At 64.5% G+C, this 26,179-nt stretch carries 26 protein-coding genes and 1 pseudogene; 19 read left to right on the top strand and 8 right to left on the bottom strand.

Annotated features, from left to right (window positions below):
• Positions 1-121: 121 nt before the first annotated feature.
• The 9 genes from HMPREF0291_RS00220 (at position 122) to secA (ending at position 11,015) form a co-directional block, all read left to right on the top strand.
• Positions 122-484, top strand: a complete 363-nt coding sequence (locus HMPREF0291_RS00220; protein WP_040423400.1) for a DUF4259 domain-containing protein — start codon at positions 122-124, stop codon at positions 482-484.
• A gap of 96 nt (positions 485-580) precedes the next feature.
• Positions 581-2,029 carry an adenosylhomocysteinase gene (ahcY, locus tag HMPREF0291_RS00215; RefSeq protein WP_005286099.1) on the top strand — a complete coding sequence of 483 codons (1,449 nt, stop codon included), beginning with the start codon at positions 581-583 and terminating at the stop codon, positions 2,027-2,029.
• Positions 2,029-2,655, top strand: coding sequence for a dTMP kinase (locus HMPREF0291_RS00210; protein WP_005286098.1), 627 nt, complete (start codon positions 2,029-2,031; stop codon positions 2,653-2,655). The genes ahcY and HMPREF0291_RS00210 overlap by 1 nt, the downstream gene beginning before the upstream one ends.
• A 9-nt stretch (positions 2,656-2,664) precedes the next feature.
• Positions 2,665-3,339, top strand: a complete 675-nt coding sequence (gene mtrA / locus HMPREF0291_RS00205) for an MtrAB system response regulator MtrA (protein WP_005286095.1) — start codon at positions 2,665-2,667, stop codon at positions 3,337-3,339.
• A 63-nt stretch (positions 3,340-3,402) separates the two neighbouring features.
• A complete protein-coding gene (gene mtrB / locus HMPREF0291_RS00200; protein WP_408639915.1) occupies positions 3,403-5,025 on the top strand; it encodes an MtrAB system histidine kinase MtrB in 1,623 nt (540 codons plus the stop codon).
• A gap of 8 nt (positions 5,026-5,033) precedes the next feature.
• Positions 5,034-6,824, top strand: a complete 1,791-nt coding sequence (locus HMPREF0291_RS00195; RefSeq protein ID WP_040423834.1) for an LpqB family beta-propeller domain-containing protein — start codon at positions 5,034-5,036, stop codon at positions 6,822-6,824.
• A 120-nt stretch (positions 6,825-6,944) separates the two neighbouring features.
• Positions 6,945-7,469, top strand: coding sequence for a ComF family protein (locus HMPREF0291_RS00190; protein ID WP_232210310.1), 525 nt, complete (start codon positions 6,945-6,947; stop codon positions 7,467-7,469).
• Between the two features lie 136 nt (positions 7,470-7,605).
• Complete coding sequence (gene hpf / locus HMPREF0291_RS00185) at positions 7,606-8,280, top strand: ribosome hibernation-promoting factor, HPF/YfiA family (RefSeq protein ID WP_005286086.1); 675 nt, start codon at positions 7,606-7,608, stop codon at positions 8,278-8,280.
• Positions 8,281-8,444: 164 nt separating this feature from the next.
• A complete protein-coding gene (gene secA / locus HMPREF0291_RS00180) occupies positions 8,445-11,015 on the top strand; it encodes a preprotein translocase subunit SecA (protein WP_005286080.1) in 2,571 nt (856 codons plus the stop codon).
• Between the two features lie 3 nt (positions 11,016-11,018).
• Here secA and HMPREF0291_RS00175 read toward each other — a convergent pair whose 3' ends face one another.
• Entirely contained in the window at positions 11,019-11,393 is a 375-nt protein-coding gene (locus HMPREF0291_RS00175; RefSeq protein ID WP_040423399.1) for a hypothetical protein, read from the bottom strand.
• 130 nt (positions 11,394-11,523) lie between these two features.
• Between HMPREF0291_RS00175 and HMPREF0291_RS00170 the strand changes: the two genes are divergently transcribed.
• Positions 11,524-11,934 carry an HAD-IA family hydrolase gene (locus HMPREF0291_RS00170; RefSeq protein WP_040423832.1) on the top strand — a complete coding sequence of 137 codons (411 nt, stop codon included), beginning with the start codon at positions 11,524-11,526 and terminating at the stop codon, positions 11,932-11,934.
• Position 11,935: 1 nt separating this feature from the next.
• Positions 11,936-12,430: a DUF6912 family protein gene (locus tag HMPREF0291_RS00165; RefSeq protein ID WP_005286071.1), complete on the top strand. Its 495-nt coding sequence runs from the start codon at positions 11,936-11,938 to the stop codon at positions 12,428-12,430.
• A gap of 245 nt (positions 12,431-12,675) precedes the next feature.
• Here the strand turns inward: HMPREF0291_RS00165 and rsgA are convergent, their stop codons facing one another.
• Together rsgA and aroA are read right to left on the bottom strand one after the other, a co-directional pair.
• Positions 12,676-13,824, bottom strand: a complete 1,149-nt coding sequence (rsgA, locus tag HMPREF0291_RS00160; RefSeq protein WP_005286068.1) for a ribosome small subunit-dependent GTPase A — start codon at positions 13,822-13,824, stop codon at positions 12,676-12,678.
• Positions 13,817-15,118, bottom strand: a complete 1,302-nt coding sequence (gene aroA / locus HMPREF0291_RS00155; protein WP_005286064.1) for a 3-phosphoshikimate 1-carboxyvinyltransferase — start codon at positions 15,116-15,118, stop codon at positions 13,817-13,819. Before aroA ends, rsgA begins: the two co-directional genes overlap by 8 nt.
• Here aroA and HMPREF0291_RS00150 point away from each other — a divergent pair.
• Positions 15,117-15,422: pseudogene (locus tag HMPREF0291_RS00150) on the top strand (SOS response-associated peptidase family protein); the annotation flags it as partial. The gene aroA and the pseudogene HMPREF0291_RS00150 sit on opposite strands and share 2 nt — an antisense overlap.
• Positions 15,423-15,424: 2 nt before the next feature.
• Here the strand turns inward: HMPREF0291_RS00150 and ybaK are convergent.
• Positions 15,425-15,895, bottom strand: a complete 471-nt coding sequence (gene ybaK, locus HMPREF0291_RS00145) for a Cys-tRNA(Pro) deacylase (RefSeq protein WP_040423398.1) — start codon at positions 15,893-15,895, stop codon at positions 15,425-15,427.
• Between the two features lie 28 nt (positions 15,896-15,923).
• Here ybaK and HMPREF0291_RS00140 point away from each other — a divergent pair, with 28 nt between their 5' ends.
• Together HMPREF0291_RS00140 and HMPREF0291_RS00135 are read left to right on the top strand one after the other, a co-directional pair.
• Positions 15,924-16,499 carry a sigma-70 family RNA polymerase sigma factor gene (locus HMPREF0291_RS00140; protein ID WP_005286057.1) on the top strand — a complete coding sequence of 192 codons (576 nt, stop codon included), beginning with the start codon at positions 15,924-15,926 and terminating at the stop codon, positions 16,497-16,499.
• A complete protein-coding gene (locus HMPREF0291_RS00135; RefSeq protein WP_005286055.1) occupies positions 16,499-16,774 on the top strand; it encodes a hypothetical protein in 276 nt (91 codons plus the stop codon). The genes HMPREF0291_RS00140 and HMPREF0291_RS00135 overlap by 1 nt, the downstream gene beginning before the upstream one ends.
• Before the next feature lie 77 nt (positions 16,775-16,851).
• Here the strand turns inward: HMPREF0291_RS00135 and HMPREF0291_RS12175 are convergent, their stop codons facing one another.
• Together HMPREF0291_RS12175 and HMPREF0291_RS00130 are read right to left on the bottom strand one after the other, a co-directional pair.
• Positions 16,852-16,926 carry a 50S ribosomal protein bL37 gene (locus tag HMPREF0291_RS12175; protein WP_408639916.1) on the bottom strand — a complete coding sequence of 25 codons (75 nt, stop codon included), beginning with the start codon at positions 16,924-16,926 and terminating at the stop codon, positions 16,852-16,854.
• A 108-nt stretch (positions 16,927-17,034) separates the two neighbouring features.
• The gene (locus tag HMPREF0291_RS00130) at positions 17,035-17,292 is read right to left on the bottom strand and encodes a WhiB family transcriptional regulator (RefSeq protein ID WP_005286053.1); all 258 of its coding nucleotides are present in this window, start codon (positions 17,290-17,292) and stop codon (positions 17,035-17,037) included.
• Between the two features lie 527 nt (positions 17,293-17,819).
• Between HMPREF0291_RS00130 and HMPREF0291_RS00125 the strand changes: the two genes are divergently transcribed.
• On the top strand, positions 17,820-18,302 hold the full coding sequence (locus tag HMPREF0291_RS00125; protein ID WP_005286051.1) for a hypothetical protein: 483 nt from the start codon (positions 17,820-17,822) through the stop codon (positions 18,300-18,302).
• On the opposite strand, the gene HMPREF0291_RS00120 is transcribed toward HMPREF0291_RS00125, so the two are convergent.
• Together HMPREF0291_RS00120 and HMPREF0291_RS00115 are read right to left on the bottom strand one after the other, a co-directional pair.
• Positions 18,299-19,525, bottom strand: a complete 1,227-nt coding sequence (locus tag HMPREF0291_RS00120) for an Rv3212 family protein (RefSeq protein ID WP_005286049.1) — start codon at positions 19,523-19,525, stop codon at positions 18,299-18,301. The two genes, HMPREF0291_RS00125 and HMPREF0291_RS00120, sit on opposite strands and share 4 nt — an antisense overlap.
• The gene (locus HMPREF0291_RS00115; RefSeq protein ID WP_005286046.1) at positions 19,522-20,844 is read right to left on the bottom strand and encodes a DEAD/DEAH box helicase; all 1,323 of its coding nucleotides are present in this window, start codon (positions 20,842-20,844) and stop codon (positions 19,522-19,524) included. Before HMPREF0291_RS00115 ends, HMPREF0291_RS00120 begins: the two co-directional genes overlap by 4 nt.
• Before the next feature lie 77 nt (positions 20,845-20,921).
• On the opposite strand from HMPREF0291_RS00115, the gene HMPREF0291_RS00110 reads away from it, so the two are divergent.
• From HMPREF0291_RS00110 to HMPREF0291_RS00095, 4 genes are all read left to right on the top strand, one after another.
• Complete coding sequence (locus tag HMPREF0291_RS00110; protein ID WP_005286043.1) at positions 20,922-21,146, top strand: DUF3107 domain-containing protein; 225 nt, start codon at positions 20,922-20,924, stop codon at positions 21,144-21,146.
• Between the two features lie 21 nt (positions 21,147-21,167).
• Positions 21,168-22,064, top strand: coding sequence for a DUF3152 domain-containing protein (locus HMPREF0291_RS00105; RefSeq protein ID WP_005286040.1), 897 nt, complete (start codon positions 21,168-21,170; stop codon positions 22,062-22,064).
• Positions 22,065-22,078: 14 nt separating this feature from the next.
• Complete coding sequence (locus tag HMPREF0291_RS00100; protein ID WP_005286037.1) at positions 22,079-22,798, top strand: hypothetical protein; 720 nt, start codon at positions 22,079-22,081, stop codon at positions 22,796-22,798.
• A 258-nt stretch (positions 22,799-23,056) separates the two neighbouring features.
• Positions 23,057-26,179: an ATP-dependent DNA helicase gene (locus HMPREF0291_RS00095; protein ID WP_005286034.1), complete on the top strand. Its 3,123-nt coding sequence runs from the start codon at positions 23,057-23,059 to the stop codon at positions 26,177-26,179.

Raw genomic sequence — 26,179 nt, 5'->3', positions numbered from 1 at the left:
CCAATTTCCCGCGCGTTGCCTGGTTCTTGTAGACAGGCAGCCTGCCAAGCGCTAGTAGTAGATTCTGAAAAGCGCTGTATAGGGGCGAACTTGAGCAGATGTGAAGGGTAAGGAGCAAGGCATGAGCACGTGGGATACCGCGATCTTCAATAAGGATGTCAACGTCGACTTCCTCGACGAACTGGCCTCCCTTGATGCCGACGAGCGAATGGAGGCAGTGCGTGATGCTTGCCTGCTCGCCGTCGACCGCGACAACGCGTCTGAGGATGAGCTCCTCAACGGCCAGGCTGCAGCCACGGTCGCCGCGATTTGGGCGGGCGCGCCGTTCTCCGCAGGGGACATCGCGGATTCCTACCCGTTTTTGCGTACGACGTCCGCGGAGCTCGATGAAAAGCTTGTCGACGCTGCCGTGGCCATCCTCGAAGACCTCGCCGCGAGCGACACAGAGTACGACGTAGACCAGTTCATCGAAGCCCTCTCCTAAGGGGCTGGGAGCTGACCCCGTATTCTCGTGCTGAGTCACTGAGACGCTGAGACGCTGAGACGCGAGACACTGCAGACAATAAGGAGAACCCCCACCATGGATCTGGACTTCAAGGTCGCTGATCTTTCCCTGCACGAGGCAGGCCGTAAGCAGATTGAGCTGGCTGAGCACGAGATGCCGGGGTTGATGCAGCTGCGGCGCGAGTACGAGGAGGAGCAGCCGCTCAAAGGCGCGCGCATTGCTGGTGCGATCCACATGACCACGCAAACGGCTGTGCTCATTGAGACGCTGACGCACCTGGGCGCGGAAGTCCGCTGGGCCTCCTGCAACATCTTCTCCACCGAAGATGCGGCTGCCGCGGCGATCGTCGTGGGCAAGGACGGCACCCCGGAGAACCCGCAGGGCGTGCCTGTGTTTGCCTGGAAGGGCGAGACCCTGGACGAGTACTGGTGGTGCATGAAGCAGATCTTCAGCTGGGGCGAACGCTACGGGGAGGCCATCTTCCCGAACATGATTCTGGATGACGGCGGCGACGCCACCTCCGCCGTGATCAAGGGCGCTGAGTTCGAGAACGCCGGCGCCGTGCCGTCTACTGATGAGACCGATTCGGACGAGCAGATCTCCTTCTTCAACATGCTGCGCGACACCCTGGCTGAAGAGCCGAACAAGTGGACCCGCACGGCAGAGCAAGTCAAGGGAGTCACCGAAGAGACCACCACCGGCGTTCACCGCCTGTACCACTTCGCCAATGAGGGCACGCTGCCGTTCCCGGCGATGAACGTCAACGACGCGGTGACCAAGTCGAAGTTCGACAACCGCTACGGCACCCGCCACTCCGTCATCGACGGCCTCAACCGCGGCACCGACATGCTCATCGGCGGCAAAAAGGCCCTTGTCTGCGGTTACGGCGACGTGGGCAAGGGTGTGACTGAAGCACTCGACGGCCAGGGTGCGATCGTGTCTGTCACGGAGATTGACCCGATCAACGCGCTCCAGGCGCTCATGGACGGCTTCAAGGTGGTCACGGTCGATGAGGCGATTGGTGATGCGGACATCGTCATCACCGCGACCGGCAACCTGGGCATCATCGGTTTCGACGACATGATGAAGATGAAGGATCACGCTGTCCTGGGCAACATCGGCCACTTCGACAACGAGATCGACATGGCATCCCTGCTGCACCGCGATGATGTCACCCGCGAGAGCATCAAGCCCCAGGTGGACCTGTTCACGCTGCCGTCGGGCAACTCCATCATCGTCTTGTCTGAGGGGCGCCTGCTCAACCTGGGCAACGCGACCGGCCACCCGTCGTTTGTCATGTCCAACTCGTTCGCGGACCAGACCATCGCGCAGATTGAACTGTTCACCAACACCGACAACTACGAAAACCAGGTTTACCTGTTGCCGAAGATCCTCGACGAGAAGGTCGCGCGCATCCACGTCGAAGGCTTGGGCGGCCACCTCACTGAGCTGACCAAGGAACAGGCGGAGTACATCGGCGTCGACGTCGCCGGCCCGTTCAAGCCCGAGCACTACCGCTACTAATGATTGTCGCACTCGAGGGCATCGACGGCGCCGGCAAGAACACGCTGGTCCAAAAACTGATCCGCGAACTCGGGGCCACCGACAGGATCGACAGCGCGGCGACCATGGCGTTCCCGCGTTACAACGAGTCCCTCCACGCCCAGCTCGCGGCCGACGCACTGCACGGCAAGATGGGCGACCTCACCGACTCCGCCCACGGCATGGCCGTCATGTTCGCCCTCGACCGGTACGGGGTGGTCGGGGAGCTGTGGCAGTGGGCGTCGTCGCCAAGCGATGTGCTCCTGCTCGACCGCTACGTCGCCTCGAATGCGGCGTACACGTCGGCGCGCACGGGGCGTATCGACGACCGCGCGTGGGTCGCCGGGCTCGAATTCGATCGCCTCGGGCTGCCCCGACCCGCCCTGCAGGTGCTCGTGGACACCGCGCCGGACACTGCGCGGGCGCGGGCACGATCCCGCGAACAGGCGGACGCTTCGCGGGCCCGCGACCGTTACGAACGCGATGCCTCCCTGCAGGACGCGACGTACGCGGCGTATGCGGAAATGGCGGAGACGAACTGGGAGAGTCAGTGGGTCCGTGCCACTGATGCAGCGCCTATTATGGAAGTGATTGGGCACCTGCGCTAAGGAGTAACGATGCCACCGAAGATTCTGGTTGTTGATGACGACCCTGCCATCTCCGAGATGCTGACCATCGTCCTGGAAGCCGAGGGCTTTGAAGCCGTTCCGGTGACCGACGGCGGTGCCGCTGTCGGCGCATTCCGTGATCAGGACCCCGACCTGGTCCTGCTGGATCTGATGCTGCCGGGCATGAGCGGCGTGGACATCTGCAAGGAAATCCGCAAGGAATCCAACGTGCCGATCGTCATGCTCACCGCCAAGACCGACACTGTCGATGTCGTGCTCGGCCTGGAATCTGGCGCGGACGACTACATCACTAAGCCGTTCAAACCGCGCGAGCTCATCGCCCGCATCCGTGCGCGCCTGCGCCAGAACTCTGAGGAACCCAGCGAGATCCTGGAGATTGGCGATCTGCAGGTGGATGTGCCGCAGCACATTGTCACCCGGGACGGGAAGGAGATTTCTCTCACCCCGCTCGAATTCGATCTGCTTGTGGAACTAGCGCGCAAACCGCAGCAGGTGCATACCCGCGAAGAACTCTTGGAATCCGTGTGGGGCTACCGCAACGCCTCCGACACCCGTCTGGTGAACGTGCACGTGCAGCGGCTGCGCTCAAAGATCGAGCACGACCCGGAGAACCCGGAGATCATCCTCACCGTCCGCGGCGTGGGATACAAGACCGGTAAGTAGGGGATCGCTCTGGGTCGTTTTGGTCAGGCGAGGGACCGCTTCTCCCACAGGTGGCGCACCTCGCTGCAGGTCAGGTTCGTGGGCACGGTTCTCATCGTGTCCACGATTGTCATGGGCGTGCTCGTGTTAGCCCTGGCGTCTGTGGTGACGCAGCGCCTGGTCGACACGAAGGTCGATAACGCCCAATCTGACCTTGAACGCGTCCGCGTTGCCGTCGAAGAGCAGCTCCAGAACACCGCCACGACGACGTCCACGCAAGGCCGCCTGAACACTGCGCGTGCTGCGTTGGCGCAGCGGTCGCAGCAGGATCAGCCGTCGACAGGCGCCTACGAGCCGGTGCTCTTGGTGCCGTCCGAGGATGGCGCGATCAGCGCCCCAGAGAACTTCGTCATTCCGCAGCGCCTTGTGGATTTCGTGGGGCGTGGGCAAGTGGCGTACCAGTTCACGCCGGCGCAGCACGACGGTGAAGCGTACAACGCGATGATCATCGGCACGCCGACCAACTCCGACATTCCAGACCTGCAGCTCTACCTGGTCATGGACATGGAGAGCGAACGGCAGACCCTGGCCCTCATGCGCGGTCTGCTCACCTCTGCCGGCATCGTGGTGGTGGTGCTCCTGGTGGGTATTGCGTGGCTGTCTTCTCAACAGCTCATTTCCCCGGTCCGCTCTGCTTCCCGCATTGCAGAGCGCCTGGCCGGCGGTCACCTCAAGGAGCGCATGGCCGTCGAAGGCGAGGACGAAATGGCCCGCTTGGCGCTGTCCTTCAACAACATGGCCGACAAGCTGTCCAGCCAAATTAACCAGCTCGAGGAATACGGTGACCTGCAACGGCAGTTCACCTCCGACGTGTCCCACGAGCTACGCACGCCGCTGACCACCGTGCGCATGGCGGCGGACATGATCGCCGCCGACGAAGAAGCACTCGAGCCCCACGCCCGTCGCGCGTCCCAGCTGATGACCAAGGAGCTCGACCGCTTTGAGGCTCTGTTGGCGGACTTGCTGGAGATTTCGCGTCACGACGCTGGTGTCGCCGAACTCTCCGCCACGAGCATCGACGTTCGCAGCCCGATCGAATCCGCCTGGGCACAGACCAGCCACCTCGCCGAAGAGCTCGATGTTGCAGTGGAGTTCGACATGCCGGACACACTGGTCACGATGATCGGCGATCCCCGCCGTATCGAGCGCATTGTGCGAAACCTGCTGGCCAATGCCATCGACCACTCCGAGGGCAACCCGGTCGTGCTGGAGCTCACCTCCAACGAGGATGCCGTGGCAATCACCGTCACCGACGGCGGCGTTGGCCTGAAACCCGGCCAGGAGGAGCTCGTGTTCAACCGCTTCTGGCGTGCGGACTCGTCCCGCAAGCGCCATTCAGGCGGCACCGGCCTGGGCCTGGCCATTTCGCGCGAGGACGCCCAGCTGCACCACGGTCTTCTCGACGCCGCCGGCACCCCCGGCGTGGGCTCCCAGTTCCGGCTCGTGCTGCCGCGCGATCCCGAGGTTCCCTACTCGGAGCCGCCAGTGAACTTGGTGGTGCCGCAGGAGCCCGGGGCTGCTGAAGCGACAGATGCTGTGGGCGGCCCTGGCGTGGCTCCCCGTGAGATCGGATGGGCATATGTGGACCCCGGTTTTGCCGGTGCGAAAGCGCAGCGGATGGTGCGCTCCAAGGAAGAGGGGCGATAATGCACTTCATGAACCCCAGCACTCACCGCCGCCGCACAGCTGTACTCGCGCTGGCTGGCGCGGGGCTGCTGTTCACTGCGACCGGCTGCGCCACGCTGCCGACAAGCACTGAGCCGCACGTGCTGCACCCGTTCAACGACCAGCGCGCTCCGATGCCCGTCGAAGAGCCCCGCGAAGGCATGGAGCCGGACCTACTCCTGCGCGAGTTCTTCGCTGCGTCCGCGAACCCGACCGGGGACTTCGAAGCTGCTCGCCGGTATATGACTGCGCCGATGGCGGAGATGTGGGCGCCGCGGGACATCACGTTCGTTCTCGATAGCTTCGACTTGACGTCGCGGGCCTCGACGGACCAGAACAAGCGCTCTTACTCTGTCGCCGGCCGCATCGTGGGCTACCTGCTGCCCGGTGGCGCGTTCCAGCCCGGTGACAACCGCCAGTACGAGGCGACAATGGAGCTGTCCCAGCAAGACGGCGAATGGCGCATTGGCGCCCTGCCCAATGAGGTGGTCATTGACCGCACTGACCTGCGCAGCCACTATGAACCGCGCAACCTCTACTACTACGACACCACCGGGCAGTCTCTCGTGTCGGACCGCCGCTGGGTCTATGCGCGGGTCCCGTCGATAGAGACCCTGTTGATGAACATGCTCGTCGGCGGCCCTGAGGAGCGCATTGCTCCCGCTGTGCGCTCAGCCATCCCGGAGGACGTGGCGTTCACCGGGCTTAACGACGGCATCTACGAGTTCACCGGCCTCGCCGACGCCGACGAGCAAACCCGCGCCCGGTTCGCCGCCCAGGTGGTGTGGACCCTCAACGAAGCAGGGGTGCGCGGTCCGTACTCCATCAAGGCGGATGGTGCCGCGTTGCTCGATGAGTCCGTGGAGTTGACCACCGACGACTTCGCTGACCTCAACCCAGTCCCGCAGCCGGATGGTGGCCCCAGCCTGTACACGCTGTCTGACGGTTCCATTAAGGCTGTGAGCTATCCGGGCGGCGATGACAGTGAAGTCGAGTCCATCCCGGAGCTGGACAAGATCGGCGACATTTCCCACATCGACATCAGTGACGACGGCGCTTACGCCGCGGCGGTCAACGTCAGCGAGCGGGAGCAAGCCCTGGTCTTCGGCAGGCTCGGCTCTGACGGGAACAACGGCGACAACGGCCGGGGCAACAGCAATAAGGCGAGTTCGCGGGAGGTTCTGCGCGCGGAGAGTCTCACCCGCCCCTCGCTGGAGCCGGACCACACTGCGGCGTGGACTGTGCTCGACGGCCAGCGCGTCGTGCGCCTGGACCGCTCATCGACGAACGGCGAGGTCACAGTCAACGACGTTGAGATGAACCTGCCGGAGTCCCTGGGCGGGGAGATTTCGGTGCTCCGGCTGTCCCAGACTGGCGCGCGCGTGGTGATGATCATTGATGGACATCTGGCGGTCGGTGTCGTCGAAAGGCGTGACGACGGCAGCCGCGCCGTCGTCAACGTGGTGAAGTACGCCGCGACCGAACTCGGTGGGGCAGCCGTTGCTGTGGACTGGCAGCCGGACGGGTCCCTGCTGGTGGGAACGTCAATCATGAACACTCCGGTCTATCGGGTAGAGATGGATGGCTCCACGGCCACTGCACTGCCGTCAGGCAACATCAGCGGTCCGGTGGTGGCCCTCGGGGCGTCCGACGACACGATGTACATCACGGACTCCAAGGTGCTCATGCAAATGCCAGTGCAGATCCGCGAGAACGTGAACTGGCGTGAGGTGCCCGGCCAGCAGGGCGTGCGCGCGGCGCCGGTGCTGCCAAGGCCCTAAAGAGAGCTCGGGGGCACGGGCATGGGGATGCTGGGGGAGTTCGGTGAGCTGATCTTGCCGCGCCGCTGCGCCGGCTGTGGGGAACACGGACACCTACTGTGCTCGGCCTGCCGGCGCCAGTTGGCCTCCCCACCATTCCGACACTCACCGAACGTGAACCCGCATGTGCCGGTGTACGCCCTTGGGCCGTATGCGGACCCGCACCGGGGCGTGGTGTTGGCGATGAAGGAGCGCAACAACGTCGCGGTGCGCCGCCATGTCGGGGCGGTCGTCGCTGCCGCGTTGGACTATCTGGAAGCCTGCGGTGACCTCCCGGCCGGGACCCATCTCGTGCCTGCCCCGACACGCCCCCGGTCGGCGCGGGCTCGGGGTGGTGACCCCGTCACCGCGATCTGTGCGGTGAGCGGACGTCCCACCCATCCGGTGCTGGCGTTGCCTGACCGGCTGGCCGACCAAGCCGGTCTCGACGAAGCCGGCCGGCGCCGAAATCTGCAAGGAAACGTTGTCTTGACTGGGGTGCCGCGGCAGCCGGTCGTGGTGGTTGATGATGTGGTGACGACGGGGGCGACGTTGCAGTCGAGCGTCGAAAAGCTCATGGCTGCAGGCGCGACTGTGACTGCGTGCCTTGTGCTGTGCGCAGCGTAAAGACAGTAGCAGTGAACCAATGGATGAACAAGATGAACTAATGGCTGACAGATATTAGCGGGCGGTATAATTTAGGTGAAACGGTATATAACGATTGTGTTCAAAACGTCCGATCCGAAGCCGAAGGAGGCAGCAGATGACTTCTGCAGACGAGAACCGCCAAGAAACCTTGAGCCCGAACGCCCAGGTGACCATCACCGGCCGAAACGTTGAGGTACCGGAGCACTTCCAGGAGCGTGTGAACACAAAACTGGCCAAGATTGAAAAACTCGATCCGACGCTGAACTTTTTCCACGTTGAGCTGAAGCACGAGCCCAATCCGCGCCGTGAAGCGCAGGCCAACCGCATCCAGATCACCGCGACCGGCAAGGGTCACCTCGCCCGCGCAGAGGCGAAAGAGGACAGCTTCTACGCCGCGCTGGAATCCGCGATTGGCAAGATGGAGCGTTCCCTGCGCAAAGTGAAGGTCCGCCGCGAGATCTCCATGGGCGGCCACCGTGCACCGAAGTCCACCTACGAGGTCACCTCCGAGCTCGTCGCGGAGGCCGAGCAGGCACGCCAGGAGCAGGACGACCGTTATGCCGACAAGTACGCGGAGTCCATCAACGAGAATCTGCCGGGCCAGGTCGTGCGCACCAAGGAGCACCCGGCCACCCCGATGTCCGTCGATGAGGCTCTGTCTGAGATGGAGCTTGTCGGCCACGACTTTTACCTGTTCATCAACGACGAGAACCAGCGCCCGTCGGTGGTCTACCGCCGCCACGCCTACGACTACGGACTGATCACGCTCGTTCCGGAGGAAGAGGCTTAAGCCTTCGCCGCTTATCGACGCTGCCTGCCCGGCCCCACGCCGCGGCAGGCAGTTTCGCAACTTCCGACACGCTTCCCAGCTGCCTGAAAGTAGGACTTGGGCGGGGCGTGCGTACAATTGTCCTTTGAATTTGAATTCTGACCCAGACACAAAGGAAGCACCACGTGTTCGGACTGTCCAAACTGCTGCGCGCCGGTGAAGGCCGCACGGTCAAGCGTTACGACAAAATTGCTGACCAGGTACTCGCCCTCGAGGACGAGTACGCAGCGCTGACCGATGAAGAGCTCAAGGCCAAAACCGACGAGTTCAAGGCGGCTCTGGCAGACGGCACGAGCATGGATGAGATCCTGCTCGACGCCTTTGCCACTGCCCGGGAGGCGTCCTGGCGCGTGCTGGGGCAGAAGCACTACAAGGTGCAGATCATGGGTGGTGCCGCCCTGCACTTCGGTTCCGTCGCCGAGATGAAGACTGGTGAAGGTAAGACTCTGACCTCGGTGCTGCCGGCCTACCTCAACGGACTGGGCGGCGAGGGCGTGCACATCGTCACGGTGAACGACTACCTGGCTAAGCGTGACGCCGAGATGATGGGCCGTGTGCACCGCTTCCTCGGCCTGACCGTCGGAGTGATCCTTTCGGACCTGCGCCCGCCGGAGCGCAAGGAGGCCTATGCTTGCGACATCACCTACGGCACCAACAACGAGTTCGGTTTCGACTACCTGCGCGACAATATGACCAAGTCGGTGGAGGACATGGTGCAGCGCGGCCACAACTTCGCCATCGTGGATGAGGTCGACTCGATCCTTATCGATGAGGCCCGTACTCCGCTGATCATCTCTGGTCCGACTGATTCGACGAGCCAGTTCTACACCGTCTTCGCTCAGCTGGCGCCGCGCATGAAGGCCGGCATCCACTACGACGTGGACCAGCGCAAGCGCACCGTCGGTGTTTCCGAGGTCGGTGTGGAGTACGTCGAAGACCAGCTCGGCATCGATAACCTCTACGCGCCGGAAAACTCCAGCCTGGTCAGCTACCTGAACAACGCCATCAAGGCGAAGGAGCTGTTTACCCGCGACAAGGACTACATCGTCCGCCAGGGTGAGGTCCTCATCGTCGACGCGTTCACCGGCCGCATCCTGCCGGGTCGCCGTTACAACGAGGGCATGCACCAGGCGATCGAGGCCAAAGAGGGCGTGGAGATCAAGAACGAGAACCAGACCCTGGCCACCGTCACCCTGCAGAACTACTTCCGTTTGTACAACAAGCTTGCCGGCATGACCGGTACCGCGGAGACGGAGGCCGCCGAGCTCAGCCAGATTTACAAGCTGGGTGTGGTGGCGATCCCGCCGAACAAGCCGAACATCCGCAAGGACCACGACGACCTGATCTACAAGACTCAGGAAGCGAAGTTCGCCGCTGTGGCCGAGGACATCGCGGAGCACGTGAACAAAGGCCAGCCGGTGTTGGTGGGTACCACCTCCGTCGAGCGCTCTGAGTACCTGTCGCAGCTGCTCACCCGCAAGGGTGTCAAGCACAACGTGCTCAACGCGAAGTACCACGAGGAAGAGGGCCGCATCATCGCCGAGGCCGGCCTGCCCGGCAACGTGACCGTGTCCACCAACATGGCCGGCCGCGGTACCGATATCGTGCTCGGCGGCAACCCGGAAGTCCTGCTCGATGCCCGCCTGCAGGAGCAGGGCCTGGACCCCTTCGAGGACGAAGAGGCATACCAGGAAGCATGGGATGCCGGTTTGCCGCAGGCGAAAGAGAAGAGCGAGAAGCTTGGCGACGAGGTGCGCGACGCCGGCGGCCTGTACGTCATCGGCACCGAGCGGCACGAGTCCCGCCGCATCGACAACCAGCTGCGCGGCCGTTCTGGCCGTCAGGGTGACCCGGGTGAGACCCGCTTCTACCTCTCCATGCGCGATGAGCTGATGGTTCGCTTTGTCGGTGCGTCCATGGAGAACATGATGAACCGCCTCAACGTTCCCGACGATGTCCCGATCGAGGCCGGCATGGTGTCCCGCTCCATCAAGGGTGCGCAGTCCCAGGTGGAGAACCAGAACTTCGAGACCCGTAAGAACGTCCTGAAGTACGACGAGGTCCTTAACGAGCAGCGCAAGGTGGTCTACCGTGAGCGCCGCGAGATCCTCGATTCCAAGGACATCAAGGACCAGATTCGCCGCATGATCGACGACACTGTCGGCGCTTATGTCGATGGTGCCACGATGGACGGCTATGTCGAGGATTGGGATCTGGACCAGCTGTGGACCGCGCTCGACTCCCTCTACGGCCCGTCCATGACGCCCGATGAGCTTATCGACGGCTCCGAGTACGGCTCCCCAGGCGAGCTTTCCGCCTCCCAGCTGCGCCAGGCCGTTATCGACGACGCCAACGCTCAGTACGACCAGCTGGAGGACAACGTCGCCGAGATCGGTGGCGAAGAGCAGATGCGCAACGTCGAGCGCATGGTCATCCTCCCGATCATCGACACCAAGTGGCGTGAGCACCTCTACGAGATGGACTACCTCAAGGAAGGCATCGGCCTGCGCGCCATGGCGCAGCGCGACCCCCTGGTGGAGTACCAGAAGGAGGGCGGTGACATGTTCAACGCCATGAACGACGGCGTGAAGGAAGAGACCGTCCGCCAGCTGTTCATGCTGCGCAAGCAGTTCGAGCGCCAGCAGGACGGCGTTGACGGCAACGGTGCAGAGGGCCCTGGCACCGTCCAGGTCTAATCCTCACAGGATGCGGAAGGTGATCAGGCGGCTCTCGTCGATAAGCGCGACCCAGCCATACGTTCTCCCGTCAGACACAATGCTGCCGTAGAGCTCGGTGCCGTGGGGCGTGTCGCGGCCATGGCACGACAGCACGCGCACAGTCGAGGGTGACTGCAACGCGCGACGCCGCGCCGCAACGTGTTTGCGCACACCGAAGCTATACGCGCGTTGTTGCAGAACGCGCAGCTCTCGGACACCGAACGCGGCGTCGAGAGCAATGCGCACAAGCGGCGACAACCGCGAACCGCTCGGCAACGGAGATTCCGGCTCCGGGCCGACCGCAGGCTCCGGAACAAGGACCTTCAAGTGGGTGTGACCGGGGACAGGATGGTACATGCGTACCTCCATAGGGGCGGGACAATGGCGGCAGCGGACGCGACGTGGGCTATGTATCATTGTGCCGGTAAAAGCAGTCCTGCGGGGCGCGGTGATGCGCACTACAGTGAGCAATGAAAGGACGTGGATGATGCAGGGTTTGATCGTGGACTACTGCGGTGTTCTGGACGTCGATGAGGAAGACACCCGCCGCTGGCGAGAGCTGCTGGCCGCGCTGCGCGAGCACGACATTGCCACCTCGATCCTCTCCAACGATCCGGGCGGGCCTGACGCGGACCACATCCGCGAGTGGGAGTTCCGCGGCCACGTCGACGCTGCTGTCCTTTCCGGTGAGATCGGCGCGGAAAAGCCCGAGGCCGCTGCATTCCAGGCTGCTGCTGATGCGATGGACGTGCCGCTGAACGAATGCGCGCTGATCGACGACAACATTCTCAACGTCCGCGGCGCCGTCGAAGCCGGTTTGATCGGCATCCTCCACACTGCCTTCGACCGCACCGTCGTGGAGATCCAGTCCCTGTTCGACATCGAGGGCGAGTTCTAGCGTGCGCGTGTACATTCCCGCCACGTTCGGCATGCTCAAACAGCTCGACAACGATGGGTTGATCCACGCCCGCAACGGCTGGGCATTCGCCGCGACGCCGGCCCTGACCGAGTTCTTCACCTCCGGTGACGAGGAGGAAATCGAACTCGTCGCGTTCGACGACGCCGCTCTCGCCTCCCTGCGCCTGCTCGCCATCGGCGATGAGGAGGACTTCCCGCACCGCCGCGTGGTCATCTCCGCCGACGTTGACGCGAGCCTGGAGCCGGAGATGGGGGAGTCCACGGTCAAGCTTGCCGGTCCCGTCGCGCTTGAAGACGTCGCTGCCATCCACATCGACATCGCCGAAGCCGAGGATGCCACACGCCGCGCCACAGAGCTTATCGACGAAGCCGACCTCGGCGACCAAGACGCCGAACTCGCCGTCGGCGACGCCCAGGACAACTACCTGGCCTTTTACGACCCCACCGAGCTGCCCTTCCTCATCGAGCTGCTCTAGCCGCCCCCGGCCCGCTGTTCTGGGCCGGCGCCGCTGGCCTAGCCTGGCGCCCCGCTGGCCCGCCGGCCTAGCCTGGCGCCCTGCTGCCCCGCCGTCCCGGCCTGCCACCCCCATTTCCCGGTTAGCTAGTTCCAGACAGCTAGTTCGTTCGATTTGGGGCCGATAAACCAACAAACTAGCTGTTTGGATCTAGTCATTCGCGGTGGGGAGGTCTGCCGGGAGCCTGCTGGGGCGGCTGCGGGTACCTAGTCGTAGGTGGTTTCGTTGATGCGGAGGGCCGCAAGCAGGCTGCGGACCGCGTCGACCCGGCGGCGGATCACCGAATCCTCGCCGCCCGAGGCGGTCGCAGCGGTGTCAGCGGGCGCAGCGGTGTCAGCGGTGTCGGTGGTCTCGGTGGCGAGCTGGTCCCACGCACATTCCGGATCAGCTGGCGGACCCATGTGGGTGCAGCCGCGGGGGCAGGCCTCGGTGGCCTCGGCAAGATCCGGGAACGTCGCGATGACATCGTCTGGCGAGACGTGGGCGAGGCCGAAGGAGCGGATACCCGGGGTGTCGATGATCCAGCCGCCAGACTCGAAGCCGCCGGATTCAACCTCGGTCGCGCCATCCTGTGCGGTGTCCCCATCGGCGGGGAGCTCGAGCGCCACCGACTGAGTAGAGGTGTGGCGGCCTTTACCAACCCCGGAGACCTCCCCGGTTTCACGGTTCGCGTCGGGGACAAGCCGGTTGACCAGGGTTGATTTGCCGACGCCGGAGTGGCCGATGAGGGCGGAGAGGCGGCCGTCGATAAGCGAGCGGAGATGCGCGAGGTCATCCTCGATGCCGGTGCGCAGGACGTCGACGTTCAAGTCGCGCAGCTCGCGCTCGAACTCGCCGGGGTCGTCCAGGTCAGATTTGGTCAAGCACACGACAGGCGTGACGCCGCCGACGAACGCGGCGATGAGGGCGCGCTCGACGAAACCGGTGCGCGGCGGGGGATCAGCCACAGCGCAGACGATGAGGAGGATTTCGGCGTTGGCGACGACGATGCGCTCGTACGGGTCGGTGTCATCGGCAGTGCGCCGCAGCTCAGACGTGCGCTCCTGGCGTTTCACAATGCGCGCGAGGGTGTCCTTCTGGCCGGAGGTGTCGCCAACGACGCCGACGCGGTCGCCGACCTCGATGGAAGTGCGGCCGAGTTCGCGGGCGCGCATGCACACCACGCGCGTGCCGGCCTCCGGGCCTTCCTCCAGGACGACGCCCCACCGGCCGCGGTCCTTCGACACGACGAGGCCAACGACGGCATCTTCATGTTTCGGCCGGTCCTTTGTCCGCGGGCGCGAGCCTTTGCCGGGGCGGACGCGGACGTCGGATTCGTCGTAGCTGGAGAAGTCCCGCGAGGCGCGTCTAGCCATGGGCACCGCCGACCATGCCGGACCACATGTGCTCGAACCCGGGCAGCGTCTTCGCTGTCGTGCCGATGTCCTCGACAGTCACGCCCTCAACGGTCAGACCGATGATCGCACCGGCGGTGGCCATGCGGTGGTCGGCATAGGAGTGCCAGGTGCCGGAGTGGAGGGGGGCGGGGGTGATGCGCAGGCCGTCGTCAAGCTCGTCGCACTGGCCGCCCAGCGCGTTGATCTCGGCGGAGAGCGCTGCGAGGCGGTCGGTTTCGTGACCGCGCAGGTGCGCGATGCCGGTGAGTTCGGACGGTGTGGTGGCGTGGGCAGCAAGCGCGGCGACCGTCGGGGTGAGTTCGCCGATGTCACTCATGTCCAGCGAGATCCCGCGCAGTTTGCCGCCTTCCGGGCCGGTGACTTTCAGCGCGTGCGCCGGCCCGTTGGGCACGAGCGACACGTCGCAGCCCATGCGTTCGAGAATGCCGCGGATCGCGTCCCCGGCCTGGGTGGTTTCCTGCGGCCAGAAAGGGACAGTCACTTCGCCGCCGGTCACGGCCGCAGCTGCGAGGAACGGGGTGGCGTTGGACAGGTCCGGTTCGATCATCCACGTCCGCCCGGCGATGGGGCCAGGCTGCACGGTCCACTCGTTGTCGCCGGTCTCAACGGTCACGCCGGCGTCGCGCACCATGTCGACAGTCATCTGGATGTGCGGCATCGACGGCAGCTTGCCGCCGGTGTGCACCAGTTGCACGCCGCGCTCAAAGCGGGCACCAGCCAAAAGCAAAGCCGACACAAACTGCGAGCTTGACGACGCATCAATCTCCACCCGTCCCCCCAGCGCCGATCCCGATCCATTCACCGTGAACGGCAGGGAATCCCCGTCCACGTGAACGCCAAGGTCGCGAAGCGCGTTGAGGATGGTCGAGACGGGGCGGGAACGGGCTTGTGGGTCGCCGTCGATAAGCACGGGCCCGGACGCGAACGCTGCGACGGCGGGCACGAACCGCATGACAGTGCCTGCGAGCCCACAGTCGACCTCCGCGCCCGTGAGCGCGCCTGGGGTGGCAGTGACCGCGTCCCCATCGCGCGTGAACTGCACGCCCATGCTCTCCAGCGCGGACTCCATGAGATCGGTGTCGCGGGAACGCAAAGCTCCGACCAGCGTCGATGGTCCGTCAGCGAGGGCGGCGAGCACGTAGGCTCGGTTCGTCAACGACTTCGACCCCGGAATCACCTGGGTGTGGATGATGGGGTCGGGGTGGTAGGGCGCGGGCCAGAGTTGCGTCATGCGGTTAATATTACCGAGCATGTGCGGACGCTTCGTTCTCTTCACCACCGGCCACGATCTCGTCGAAGCTGTCAGCCAGCTTCCCGGCGTCACTGACGTGGCCACACCCGACGGCACCCCGCCGCCGCGGTACAACATCGCGCCGACCAACCAGGTGCCGCTCATCCGCATCGCCGAATCAGCCGCGCAGATCGACTCCGCGCGCTGGGGCCTGTTGCCCACTTGGAAGAAGGACGAGGACGGCCCGCCGCTGTTCAACGCGCGCGGGGAGACCGTGGCGGAGAAACCGTCCTTCCGGGCCGCGTTCAAGGAACGCCGGCGGCTTAACTAGCTGCTGGCGATGTCGGCGAACTCAGCCCCCGCTGCCGCCGCGAGGTCCTGCGGGCTCACCGCGAACGAGAGACCGCGTTGGCCGGCGGAGCAGGTGATGCGGTCGGTGTGGGCGACGGAGGCGTCGATAAGCGTGGGCAAGGTGCGGGAGGTGCCCAGTGGCGAGATGCCACCGACGACATAGCCCGTCATGCGCTGCGCGGCGGCAGGGTCTGCCATCTCGGCGTTCTTCCAGCCCAGAGCCTTGGCAGCTTTCTTCAGCGACAAGTGGCCTGAGACCGGCACGCAGCACACGGCGAAGTCGCGGCCGTGGGAAATCACGAGTGTCTTCAGCGTCAACGTGGGGTCCAGGCCGAGCTCCGCGACGGCGTGATCACCGAAGTGATCGCTGTGCGCAGCGTATTCGAGCAGCTCATAGTCGATACCGGCAGTTTCAAGCGCTTCCAGCGCGCGGGTACGGGCAGCCATGGCAGCAAGCCTAGCTATAGTGGCACCCATGCCCGATAAAGACCTCGAGCGCCGCTTCACCGAGGAGGCCATGCCGCTGCTGGACCAGCTCTACGGCGGCGCCCTGCGGATGACGCGCAACCCGCAAGACGCAGAGGACCTGGTGCAGGAGACCTACCTCAAGGCGTTCAACGCGTTCGATTCCTTCAAAGAGGGCACGAACTTGAAGGCGTGGATGTACCGCATCATGACGAACACGTACATCAACAGCTACCGCAAGAAGCAGCGCCGCCCGTTGGAGACGTCCGCCGAAGACGTCACGGACCGCCAGCTGTACACCACCAGCTCGCACGATTCGACAGGTCTGCAATCGGCTGAGGTTGAGGCGCTGGACAATCTTCCGGACCAGCAAATCGCCGACGCGATGAACTCGCTTAACGACGACTACCGCATGGTCGTCTACCTCTCCGACGTCGAGGGTTTGGCCTACAAGGAAATCGCCGAAGCGCTGGACATTCCCATCGGCACAGTGATGTCCCGGCTGCACCGTGGAAGAAAACAGCTGCGCGGGTTGTTGAAGGACGTAGCAAACGCGCAAGGAATCGGTTTGGAGGACGCGAACTAATGTCTCAAGACGACTGCCGCATCGAGCCCGCCCAGGCTCACGCGCTTTTGTGCGAATACTTCGACCCGGCCACACCTGCTGAGCGTGCCGACGAGATCGAAGCCATCATTCAAGCTTGCCCCCAATCTTTTGCGTGGCTCGAGTCGGAGAAGCAAGTGCGCTCCATCGTCCGGCGGTGCAACTGCCAGGACCAAGCCCCGGAAGGACTCCGGCAGAAGATCGTGCAGTCAATCTCCATTTCCTCGGTGTCCTACACCCAGATCCGCTTCGACTAGCGCAATCTGCCGGGGCAGACTGGCAGCAAAAATGTCCCCTCACCGATTTCTCGGCGAAGGGACATTTCTATTACTGCTTAAGAGTTGGGACGCTTGCCGCGGCTTGCACTCTTTTTGCGGCGGTCCTTGCGCTTACGACCACGCTTGCTCATCACGACCTCCTTGGGCCATCGGGGTGTTAGGAACTATGCGTTCACTGTATCGGGGTTCAGCGGTGGGGCGATAATTGCCCCCGTTCACACCGCTGTGGCAGCGGGACTTTAAGCGGAAAGGCGCTGGCGGTTGCGCTGCTTGTTACGGCGCTTCAGCGCGCGGCGCTCCTCCTCGGACATGCCGCCCCACACGCCTGCATCCTGGCCGGTCTCAAGTGCCCACTTCAGGCACTGGGAGGTGACGGGGCAGCGGTTGCAGACCAGCTTGGCCTGGGCGATCTGGGACAGTGCGGGGCCGGAGTTACCGACCGGGAAGAACAGTTCGGGGTCTTCGTCGCGGCAAACAGCTTCGTGGCGCCAATCCATGATGGGGGTCTCCTTTATTCAGTGGGTTCTGTGTGATGTTGTTGCGTTCTTGGTCGAGCGTGCGCACCACTAACAAACCCCCGTGAAGCAGGCATGCATCTGGAAAGCACAACGCCTCAAAGCGAGTGCGGTACAGGCACACTGCGGTCACGGTGATCCTGGAGATCAGGGTTTGCGCAAAGTAGAAGAATCCGGCTTCCCTACGGGCGGTGTTCTCGGTGGCTCCGAGACCCGTCTTCCGTTTACCGGATGTTAACTCCGTGGTGGCTTGGAGTTAGTGGCTAGGTAACTAGCTCTTTGTTTTTGCTACCCGAGAATAATGGCATGTTTACATAGCGCGCGCTAGGGGTAAACGCCAAATTGTGACCTAATTCATATTCAGTGCTGCTTGCCGGCTGGGGTTTGGAGGGGAGGGGGACGAAGCGTCGATAAGCGAAAACCGCGTTGTGGTGCACAAACGTGGGCACCGCGGGAAAACCGCGCAAGGGGAGTTCGTCAAATCGCGGACGCCACATAGGATGAGATGCGTGAGTTCGACACCCAGCCCCCAAGAAACCCCGGACAACCTCGTGCCTACGTCTGCGCCTGCGCCGATGAAAATGTCTGCCGCGGTCGCAATCGTCGAAGGTGCCGCCGCGATCGGCTACGGCATCTACTTCGCCATCACGCAGGCACGCATGGGGGCAGATGAGGCTTTAGTGGAGTCGGACACCGCCGCTTTCGCCTTCGTGGGAGTGGGCACGGCACTGTTCATCCTGGCAGCCTTCGGGCCGATGGTCTACGGCGCCATCAACATCCTGCGCGGCGGCCAGTGGGGCCGGTCCATCATCGTGTTCATCAACGCGCTGCTGCTCGGCATCGCGTTCTTCATGTTCAGTGGGGGAGCAGTCGCACTCGGTGTGACCACGCTGATCGCGGCGTTGCTCGCACTCGGGTGCGCGCTTCACCCGGCATCGACGGATTGGGCGACATCGAACTTTAACAAGCGCCGCGCGCGACAGCAGCGCTAGGGCGCGTCCAGCACGACGACGTCAGCGCCTCGCTTTTCGACGATGGTCGGCCCAGCCGACGCCACCGCCACCTGCCCCGTGAAACCGCCACGGTCGACAGGGATGACTTTCTCCACGGTCTCGCTATCCCAATCCGCCACGGCGATGCCGTCTGAGCTGGCGTAGAGCAGCCGGCCACCAATGGCGGCACCGGTGCCGAGCGCGCCCTGGTAAATCGTGGTCACGGCCAAGGTAGCCGGGTCAAGCAGGAGCAGGTTGTTGCCGTCGAAGTAGCTCATGTGGTGCGGCAGATCCGCAGTCTGGACGTCGGCGACACCGATCGCGGAGTCCGCCAGCAGGTTTGACTCTGGGACGGATGCGCTGGCGAGTTCCGCGCCGTCCTGGTCGTAGGAGGTGACCTTGGAGGTCGCTGGGTCGTGGATCGCCGCAGCGTCCTGGCTGATGCCCACAAGGTAGGCGCCGTCCGGGATGGAGACGGACCCGTCGTGCATCTCCGGTTTACGGGAATCTTCCGGAGTGGTCTTCTGGAAGCGCAGCCACGCCCCGTCTTCACAACGCTCCGTGATGGCCAACAGCTCGGTGCGGGTGAGCGCGGAGGTCAGGGTGCAACCGGGGTTCGGTTGCGTCTCCGGCTCCTGGCGTGCTTCCAGTTCGCCGTACTCGACGGTGCGGACCAAGTCGGAGCGCCACAACTCGGCACGCGAGATGCCCGCATTACCGACGGTGCCCACGCGGTCATTCGACGCGATGACAGCCACTTGCTCGGGTGAGATAGCGGAACGGGTGTCCACGTATTGGCCGGTCGCTGCCTTAATAGACACAACATCGCCGCATCCGATCTTGGTGCGGTACACAGCAACGACGTTGCCCCATGCGCTGGCCATGCCGCACAGCTCAGGTCCGCGCTTGTAGGTCCACTCTGTCTCACCTGCCGGGTTCGTGGCGGTGATCGTGTTGTCTGCGTAAGTGATCACGAGACCATTGACCACGAGCGGCCTTGGCGAGGGGGAAGCATCCGGCAAGGCGTGACTCTCAGTGAGGCCGTTCGGCACGTTCGCCAAAATGCCGGCATCGGGGAACTCTTCGGCGGCAGGTGCGAGCTCGTCCTGGCGGATCGGCGCCGTGAAGTACGCAATGAGCAGGAGCAAAACGCATACGGCCGCGATCACGGCCGTGGCGATGAGGTCTCCACGGGTGCGCCGCAGGGGAGTGTTGGAGCTCATCGGCGCCTCCCGGAACGCGAGCGCGAACCGGAGCCAGAACGCGAGCGGGACCGCTGCTTCTGCCCCTCACCGCCGGAGCGCTTGGGGATGCCGTGCACCTCCCGGGCCGGTCCGACGGAGGACTTTGCGTCCTCGGGGATGCTCAACGCGTCGAAAAGCTCGGGCGACGTGGAGAACCACGACGGCGGCTCCGGCATGTCCAGGCCCAGCTCGTCGGAAATGATCTTCCACTTCCCGGTTTCATCGAACCCGACCAAGGTCACAGCCGTGCCTGTGCGGCCCGCGCGGCCGGTGCGGCCAATGCGGTGGACATAGGTCATCGGGTCATCCGGAGTTTGGTAGTTGATCACGTGAGTGACGTCGTCGACATCGATGCCGCGGGCGGCGACATCAGTGGCCACGAGGATTTCCACATCCCCCTTGCGGAACGCCTCCAGCGACCGCTCGCGGGCAGATTGCCCCAGGTCACCGTGGACGGAGCCGACGGCGAAACCGCGCCGCGCCACGTCCTCGGCGACCTCAGCGGCGGTGCGCTTCGTGCGGGTGAAAATAATGGTCCGGCCACGGCCGTCGGCCTGCAGCACGCGGGCGACAACCTCCGGCTTATCCATCTTGTGGGACACGAACACGACCTGCTTGGTGGTGTCGTGCAGCTGGGAGGAATCAGCAGACTCGGCGCGGATGTGCACCGGCTTGTTCATCATCTCCCGCGCCAGCTTCAGAATCGGTGCTGGCATCGTGGCGGAGAACAGCATCGTCTGCAGCGGCTGACTCAACGCTCCCCACAGCCGCTGGATGTCGGGCAGGAAGCCCAGGTCGAGCATCTCGTCGGCCTCATCGAGCACGAGAATGGCCACGCGGTCCAAGACCAGGTCGCCGCGCTCATGCAGGTCCAGCAGACGGCCGGGCGTGCCCACCACGACATCGACACCGGCTTCCAGGGCGTTCAGTTGCTCGTCGTAGGGGCGGCCGCCATAAATCGTCGTCAAGCGGACGGGCGTTTTCGACGCTGCCAGCGTGAGATCCTCGCTGACCTGAACTGCGAGCTCGCGCGTGGGGGTGATCACCAGAGCGCGCGGGGTGCCGTCAAGTTCCTCAATTGCCGCATCGTCGAACACGCGGTCCAACAGGGGAACCCCAAAGGCGAACGTCTTACCCATGCCCGTGCGGGCCTGACCGATCAGATCGCGGCCCGCCAACGCGAGGGGCAACGTCAACTCCTGGATGGAGAAAACGCGCTCAATGCCGGACTCTCCGAGCGCCTCCACAATCTCTGCGGCGACACCGAGCTCGGCGAAGGTGGGTTGCTGATCGGACACGTGAACATCTTAACTGCCCACCGTTACAATGTGACCATTGCAGCAACGAGCAAGTAACAACGAAGTTTAAGGACACAATGGAAATCAAGATTGGTTTGGCTGACAGCCACCGCGAACTGTCCATCACCTCCCCGCAGAACCAGGAGGACATCCAGGGGCAGATTACCCGTGCCATCGAATCCGGCGCACCGACGCTGACCCTGGAGGACGAGCGCGGCATGAAGTTCGTCGTGCGCACCGAGCGCATCCTGTATGTGGAATTGGGTAACTCCACCCCGCGTGCTGTTGGCTTCTCCGGTTAAGCCCGGGATAGATTAACCCCTATGAGCCACCACCCCGACACCGCCAGCGACGGCGCTCTGGCACGCTTCGCGCGCACTTACGGTTGGCGCGCGTATGCCATTCCCGTCTTGATTGTGGTGACGGCGCTGGTCATCTGGAGCATTGTCAACACCCCGTCCGGGGAGACCATCGGTGCATCAGACCGCGCTCCGGGACAGGTGGAGGGGCAGGAGCAGGAGACCCGCAAAACGGTGGCCCCGATGCCCGAGGGGGAGGTAGCCATCACGGAGTTGCCCCCAGGCGGCCCCTACACCGAGGAAGGGGCGGGCACGTTCCGCCCCATCGGTGCGCCCGGAATGAACGTGGGCAAGGGCGAAGAGCAGGTGGTGCGCTTCAGCACCGAGGTTGAAGACGGCATTGACACCAGCCGCTTCGGTGGTGATGACAGCTTTGCCACGATGGTGGACACCACCTTGTCCGACCCGCGCGGGTGGACTAATGATCCGGGTGTGCGCTTCGAGCACGTCAGCGCCAGTGATGAACCGGATCTGCGTATCCAACTGGCATCGGTGGGAACAGCCCGCGAGTTGTGCGGCGACGACTTGGGCCTGGAAACGTCGTGCCGTCTCTTCAGTGAGGAGCACGGTGACAGGGTGCTCATCAACGAGTCCCGCTGGGTCCGCGGTGCCGCCCCCTTCAACGGTGACTTGGGGTCCTACCGCCAGTACGTGATCAACCACGAGGTCGGCCACGCCCTGGGGTATGCGGCCCACGAGCCGTGCCCGACCAACGGGGAGCTCGCGCCGATCATGATGCAGCAGACTCTGAGCCTGAACAACGCCGAGCTGTTCCGCGTTGCGCCGGATGAGGTCTACCCGGACAACGCGGACACCTGCCTTGCGAACCCGTGGCCGTATCCGCGCCCGGCTGCGTTGTAGAAAGGGCGGCTGATATGGCGATTCCGGGGCATGTATTGACGTCTTTCCAAGTCGATGACGCACGCCCGGAGCCGCTCGGCAACGAGTGGGGCAACGGGGTGCGCTACGGGCGCATCGTCATTTCTTCCGCGCCTGCGCACGCCGCGTGGTCGTCGAAACTGCGGGAGAAGGTCACCGTTCCGGGCCTGCGGATTGCGCGCCCCGTGCGGACCACCGACGGCCGTTTTGCTCTGGCCGGTTTCCGCGCCACCGACTTCATCGAGGGGCAGCCCGGCCACCGCATCGACGAGGCGATCGCCGCAGCCCTGCGTTTCGACGACGCTGTCGCCCATTTCCCCGCCCCCGCCATCCAGCGTGATGATGCTTGGGCCCGCGCCGAGCGTGCCGCTTGGTCTTCCGCGCCCGGCGTCGCCGTCAAGGGCGGGCAGCTCACCCACGCGGATTTCCTCGCCTGTTGCCTTTTCTCCGGATCGCTCGCACCCGCGCTCAGCGACATTGTGCCCAGCGCCGAGCCGCGCCCGCACGGTTACACTGCGGCCCTGACGCTTATCGACGGGATGTTGGCCGGCGCCGTCGACGATCACGTCCTCAGCCGCTGGTCCCACATCCCCGACCTGTTCTTCCTGTGCGAGCGCGCGTTGGAGTACAGGGCGATCTTGGCGGCCGGTAACCCTCACGTGGCGGCGGCACAGACCGAGCGGATCGAGCGCGTTCGGGGTTTGTTGGCGCTCTAGCCGTCTGCGCTTGGGGCTCGCCGAGGCCTGCAGCCCCCTCCCCATGGCGATTAGCTAGATTCAGACGACTAGAAGGCTCCGTTTCGGGCCAAAATTCGGACAATCTAGCTGTCTGGCTCTAGCTATTCGCCGGGTGGGGCCTGCACCGGACCCCTATTCGCCGAGCGGGGCGCGCACCGGACCCGATTAGAAAACGTGTTCCAATCCTTTGCGGCGTGTTCCGCCCCGGTGTCGGGGTGAGATGAGAGACTGTTATCCATGAGTTCGCCGCACCTGACTCTCCCTCCGAACCCGCAGGCCTACCTGGTCCACCGGGACCGCCGCGACAGCACGCGGTCGTGGCCGGTTGATCTGCCCGAACGCGGTGTGCACAAGGTCACCGGTGAGGCTGGGGCCGGTGTGACGAGCTTCCTCATCGACGTTGCCGCCGCCCGCATCGCAGCTGGACAGGACCCCTCCAGCATCGTCTTCGTCACAGCGTCGAAGGAGTCGGCAGCCCGCGTGCGCGAGGAATTGTCCGAGAAACTCACCTCTTCCGGGTTCGTCGCTGACGAGCCGATCGCCCGCTCCGTCCACTCCTTGGCCTTCGCGTTGCTTCGCGCTAGCGAGGATCCGGCGGTCGCCGCGGCGACCCTGATTCGGTTGATTTCGGGTGCTGAGCAGGACTTCGCCATCCGTGAGCTGTTGCAGGGCAATGCCGCCGACGGCACTGGCTCGTGGCCGGAGGAGCTGCGGCCTGCGTTGCCCATGGTCGGGTTTGCGCGCCAGCTGCGCGATTTCCTGCTCCGCGCCGTTGAACGCACCCTCACTCCCGGTCAGCTGCGGGACATGGGCCGCACTCACGGCATTCCGGTCTGGTCCGCGGCGGGGGATTTCCTCGCCGAGTACCAGGATGTCATGGCGCTCTACGGCGCTCGCAGTTATTCCGCCTCCGAGCTCGTGGCCGAGGTCGTGCGGCGCCCGCTGCCGCGCACGTGGGGCACAGTGTTTATCGACGATGCTCAGCACCTCGACCCCGCCTCCGGCATCCTTGTGAACCAACTCATCGCGGAGGCGGACCTTGCCGTGGTGGGTGGTGACGAGGAGCAGGCTGTATTCCGGTTCCGTGGCGCCTCCCCGTTGTTCTTCAAGAATCTGGACGCGCCCACCATCGACCTCGGTGTTTCCCGGCGCACTCCCACTGCACGCGCTGTCATCGCTCCGGATGGCGCGATGAACAACGCGTTCGTAGCCGACACCTTGCGCCGCGCCCATCTGGAAGAGGGGGTGCCGTGGCGGGACATGGCAGTCGTCGTGCGCTCGGTAGGGATGATCGAACCGCTGCGTCGCACGCTCCTCCAAGCAGGGGTGCCAGTGGCGATCAACCCGACGGACCTCGTATTGGGGGAGCAACGCATTGTCGCTGCGATGCTGCTGGGTCTGCGCGCTCTGAACGGTCTGGATGCCACGCACTGGCGTGAGCTCCTGCTCGGACCGGTCGGTGGTGCAGATCCGGTCACGTTGCGTCGTCTGCTGCGCGGCCTGCGCCGCTGGCGGCCAGAGGTCCGCGCGGAGGACACGCTGAGCGAACTGCTGGCGTTGCGCGGAGAGTTGCCCGATTTCGGAGCCATACTCACCCAGCGCGAGCTGGACATCCTGGACCGCATCCGCGGGGTTCTGGAAGCTGGGCGCACTTCGCTTGACGACGGCGGCAGCGTCGAAGAGGTGCTCTGGGCCGTCTGGGCGCAGACTGGTCTGGCAGAATCCCTCATGGCCATTGCGCTGCGCGGCGGGGCGGCCGGATCCCAGGCAGACCGTGACCTTGACGCGATGATGGCGCTGTTCGACGCAGCGGGTGACTTCACTGAGCGTCGCCCGACTGCCACCATTGAGGCTTTCATCGCGCACATTGAGGAGCAGGAGTTGCCCACCGGTGTGCGCGACCGGCGCACCGCCGTTCCGGACGCGGTGCCGTTGCTCACGGCCCACGGTGTGGCGGGGCGTGAATTCGCCCGCGTCATCGTCAGCGAAGTGCAAGAGCTGTCCTGGCCCACACTGAGCGAGACCGGCACGCTCATGCGCCAGGAAGACCTCATCGACCTTGTTGATCAAGGCATTGATCCAGCGACACCGGTCTCTCACACCGTGGACCGCCTCAAGGAGGAACGCCGCCTCTTCCACGTCGCTGTCACCCGTGCGACGGAGCAGGTGATCGTCACCGCTGTGGACGCTCCGGACGGGGATGAGGTCATCGAGCCCTCGCGCTTCGTGCAGCAGTTCGCCGACGCGCGTGGCACCATTCCGGAGCATGTCAGCACCGGCACTGCCGCGTCCGGAGCTGCTGAGCAGCAGACCCTGTTCGACGGGGTGGACACTAGTACCACCGGCAGAGAAGAAGTGCACGTCGATGTGGCACCGGTCCGGGTGCTCGCAGTCGAAGACATTGTCGCTGAACTGCGCCGCGCCATCACCGACGAGTCCTCCAGCGAGGACGTCAAACTACAGGCTGCCCGCCAGCTCGCCCGCCTCGCCGAGGCCGGTGTGCCTGGGGCGGATCCGGGTCAGTGGTGGGGGATCAGGGAGGCGTCGATAAGCGAAGGCGTGGAACCGCCTGGACGCCTGTCGCCCTCGCGCATTGAAGGACTACTGGAATGCCCCATGCGCAACGTGCTGGAGCGCGATGTCGCGCCTGCGTCGAGCGACGCAATGACACGCGGAACGCTCGCGCACTACTTCTTCGAGGCTGTCGGAAACGGGGCCGATGTGGAACTCGCCCAAGCGGACACGCTGGAGGCATACCGCGCACTGTTCACCGTTCCGTCCTGGAAAGAGGTCAGCGATCTGGGGGAGTTCACGCGTCTGCTCGGTCGCGCGGCGCAATGGGTCGAGGAGACGCGCGGCACGTTCGAGCTTGTGGACACAGAAGTTCCGGTCGACGTGGAGGTCGCACCGGGGCTGCGCATCGGCGGTCGGATCGACCGGCTGGAGCGCGAGGAAAGCGGAGCGGTCCACATCGTCGACTTGAAGACCGGCAAGAATCATCCGTCTGCCGCAGAGGCGGAAGAAAACCCGCAGCTGTTCGCCTACCAGCTCGCACTGTCGCGCGGGGCTCTCAGGGAGGGCACAGACGCCTCGGTGGCGACGGCGGGTGAGACCGACTCCCTCGACGTCGGCGGGGGAACGCTGATTTACCCTGGCAGCGACCAGGTGAAGGTGACCGCTGCCCACCAAGCCCCAAAGGACGCGGAGCAACTCGAGGAGTTCGCGGCGCGCATTGCCACGCTGCCTGCGGAGATGACGGGGCCGCGGCTGCGCGCTGTGACAGGCAAGCACTGCGACTTTTGCCATGTCAAAGCAATCTGTCCGGTGCAACCGGAAGGGGAGGTGACCACCCGTGGCTGA

Source organism: Corynebacterium genitalium ATCC 33030 (genome assembly GCF_000143825.1).
GTDB lineage: Bacteria > Actinomycetota > Actinomycetes > Mycobacteriales > Mycobacteriaceae > Corynebacterium > Corynebacterium genitalium.
This window is presented reverse-complemented; position numbering and strand designations above follow the sequence as displayed.

Coding starts and splice junctions, on each gene's coding strand:
- HMPREF0291_RS00220 (WP_040423400.1), top strand. CDS start 122: ATGAGCACGTGGGATACCGCGATCTTCAATAAGGATGTCAACGTCGAC.
- ahcY (WP_005286099.1), top strand. CDS start 581: ATGGATCTGGACTTCAAGGTCGCTGATCTTTCCCTGCACGAGGCAGGC.
- HMPREF0291_RS00210 (WP_005286098.1), top strand. CDS start 2,029: ATGATTGTCGCACTCGAGGGCATCGACGGCGCCGGCAAGAACACGCTG.
- mtrA (WP_005286095.1), top strand. CDS start 2,665: ATGCCACCGAAGATTCTGGTTGTTGATGACGACCCTGCCATCTCCGAG.
- HMPREF0291_RS00195 (WP_040423834.1), top strand. CDS start 5,034: ATGAACCCCAGCACTCACCGCCGCCGCACAGCTGTACTCGCGCTGGCT.
- hpf (WP_005286086.1), top strand. CDS start 7,606: ATGACTTCTGCAGACGAGAACCGCCAAGAAACCTTGAGCCCGAACGCC.
- HMPREF0291_RS00175 (WP_040423399.1), bottom strand. CDS start 11,393: ATGTACCATCCTGTCCCCGGTCACACCCACTTGAAGGTCCTTGTTCCG.
- HMPREF0291_RS00170 (WP_040423832.1), top strand. CDS start 11,524: ATGCAGGGTTTGATCGTGGACTACTGCGGTGTTCTGGACGTCGATGAG.
- rsgA (WP_005286068.1), bottom strand. CDS start 13,824: ATGGCTAGACGCGCCTCGCGGGACTTCTCCAGCTACGACGAATCCGAC.
- aroA (WP_005286064.1), bottom strand. CDS start 15,118: ATGCTCGGTAATATTAACCGCATGACGCAACTCTGGCCCGCGCCCTAC.
- ybaK (WP_040423398.1), bottom strand. CDS start 15,895: ATGGCTGCCCGTACCCGCGCGCTGGAAGCGCTTGAAACTGCCGGTATC.
- HMPREF0291_RS00140 (WP_005286057.1), top strand. CDS start 15,924: ATGCCCGATAAAGACCTCGAGCGCCGCTTCACCGAGGAGGCCATGCCG.
- HMPREF0291_RS00135 (WP_005286055.1), top strand. CDS start 16,499: ATGTCTCAAGACGACTGCCGCATCGAGCCCGCCCAGGCTCACGCGCTT.
- HMPREF0291_RS00130 (WP_005286053.1), bottom strand. CDS start 17,292: ATGGATTGGCGCCACGAAGCTGTTTGCCGCGACGAAGACCCCGAACTG.
- HMPREF0291_RS00120 (WP_005286049.1), bottom strand. CDS start 19,525: ATGAGCTCCAACACTCCCCTGCGGCGCACCCGTGGAGACCTCATCGCC.
- HMPREF0291_RS00110 (WP_005286043.1), top strand. CDS start 20,922: ATGGAAATCAAGATTGGTTTGGCTGACAGCCACCGCGAACTGTCCATC.
- HMPREF0291_RS00105 (WP_005286040.1), top strand. CDS start 21,168: ATGAGCCACCACCCCGACACCGCCAGCGACGGCGCTCTGGCACGCTTC.
- HMPREF0291_RS00100 (WP_005286037.1), top strand. CDS start 22,079: ATGGCGATTCCGGGGCATGTATTGACGTCTTTCCAAGTCGATGACGCA.
- HMPREF0291_RS00095 (WP_005286034.1), top strand. CDS start 23,057: ATGAGTTCGCCGCACCTGACTCTCCCTCCGAACCCGCAGGCCTACCTG.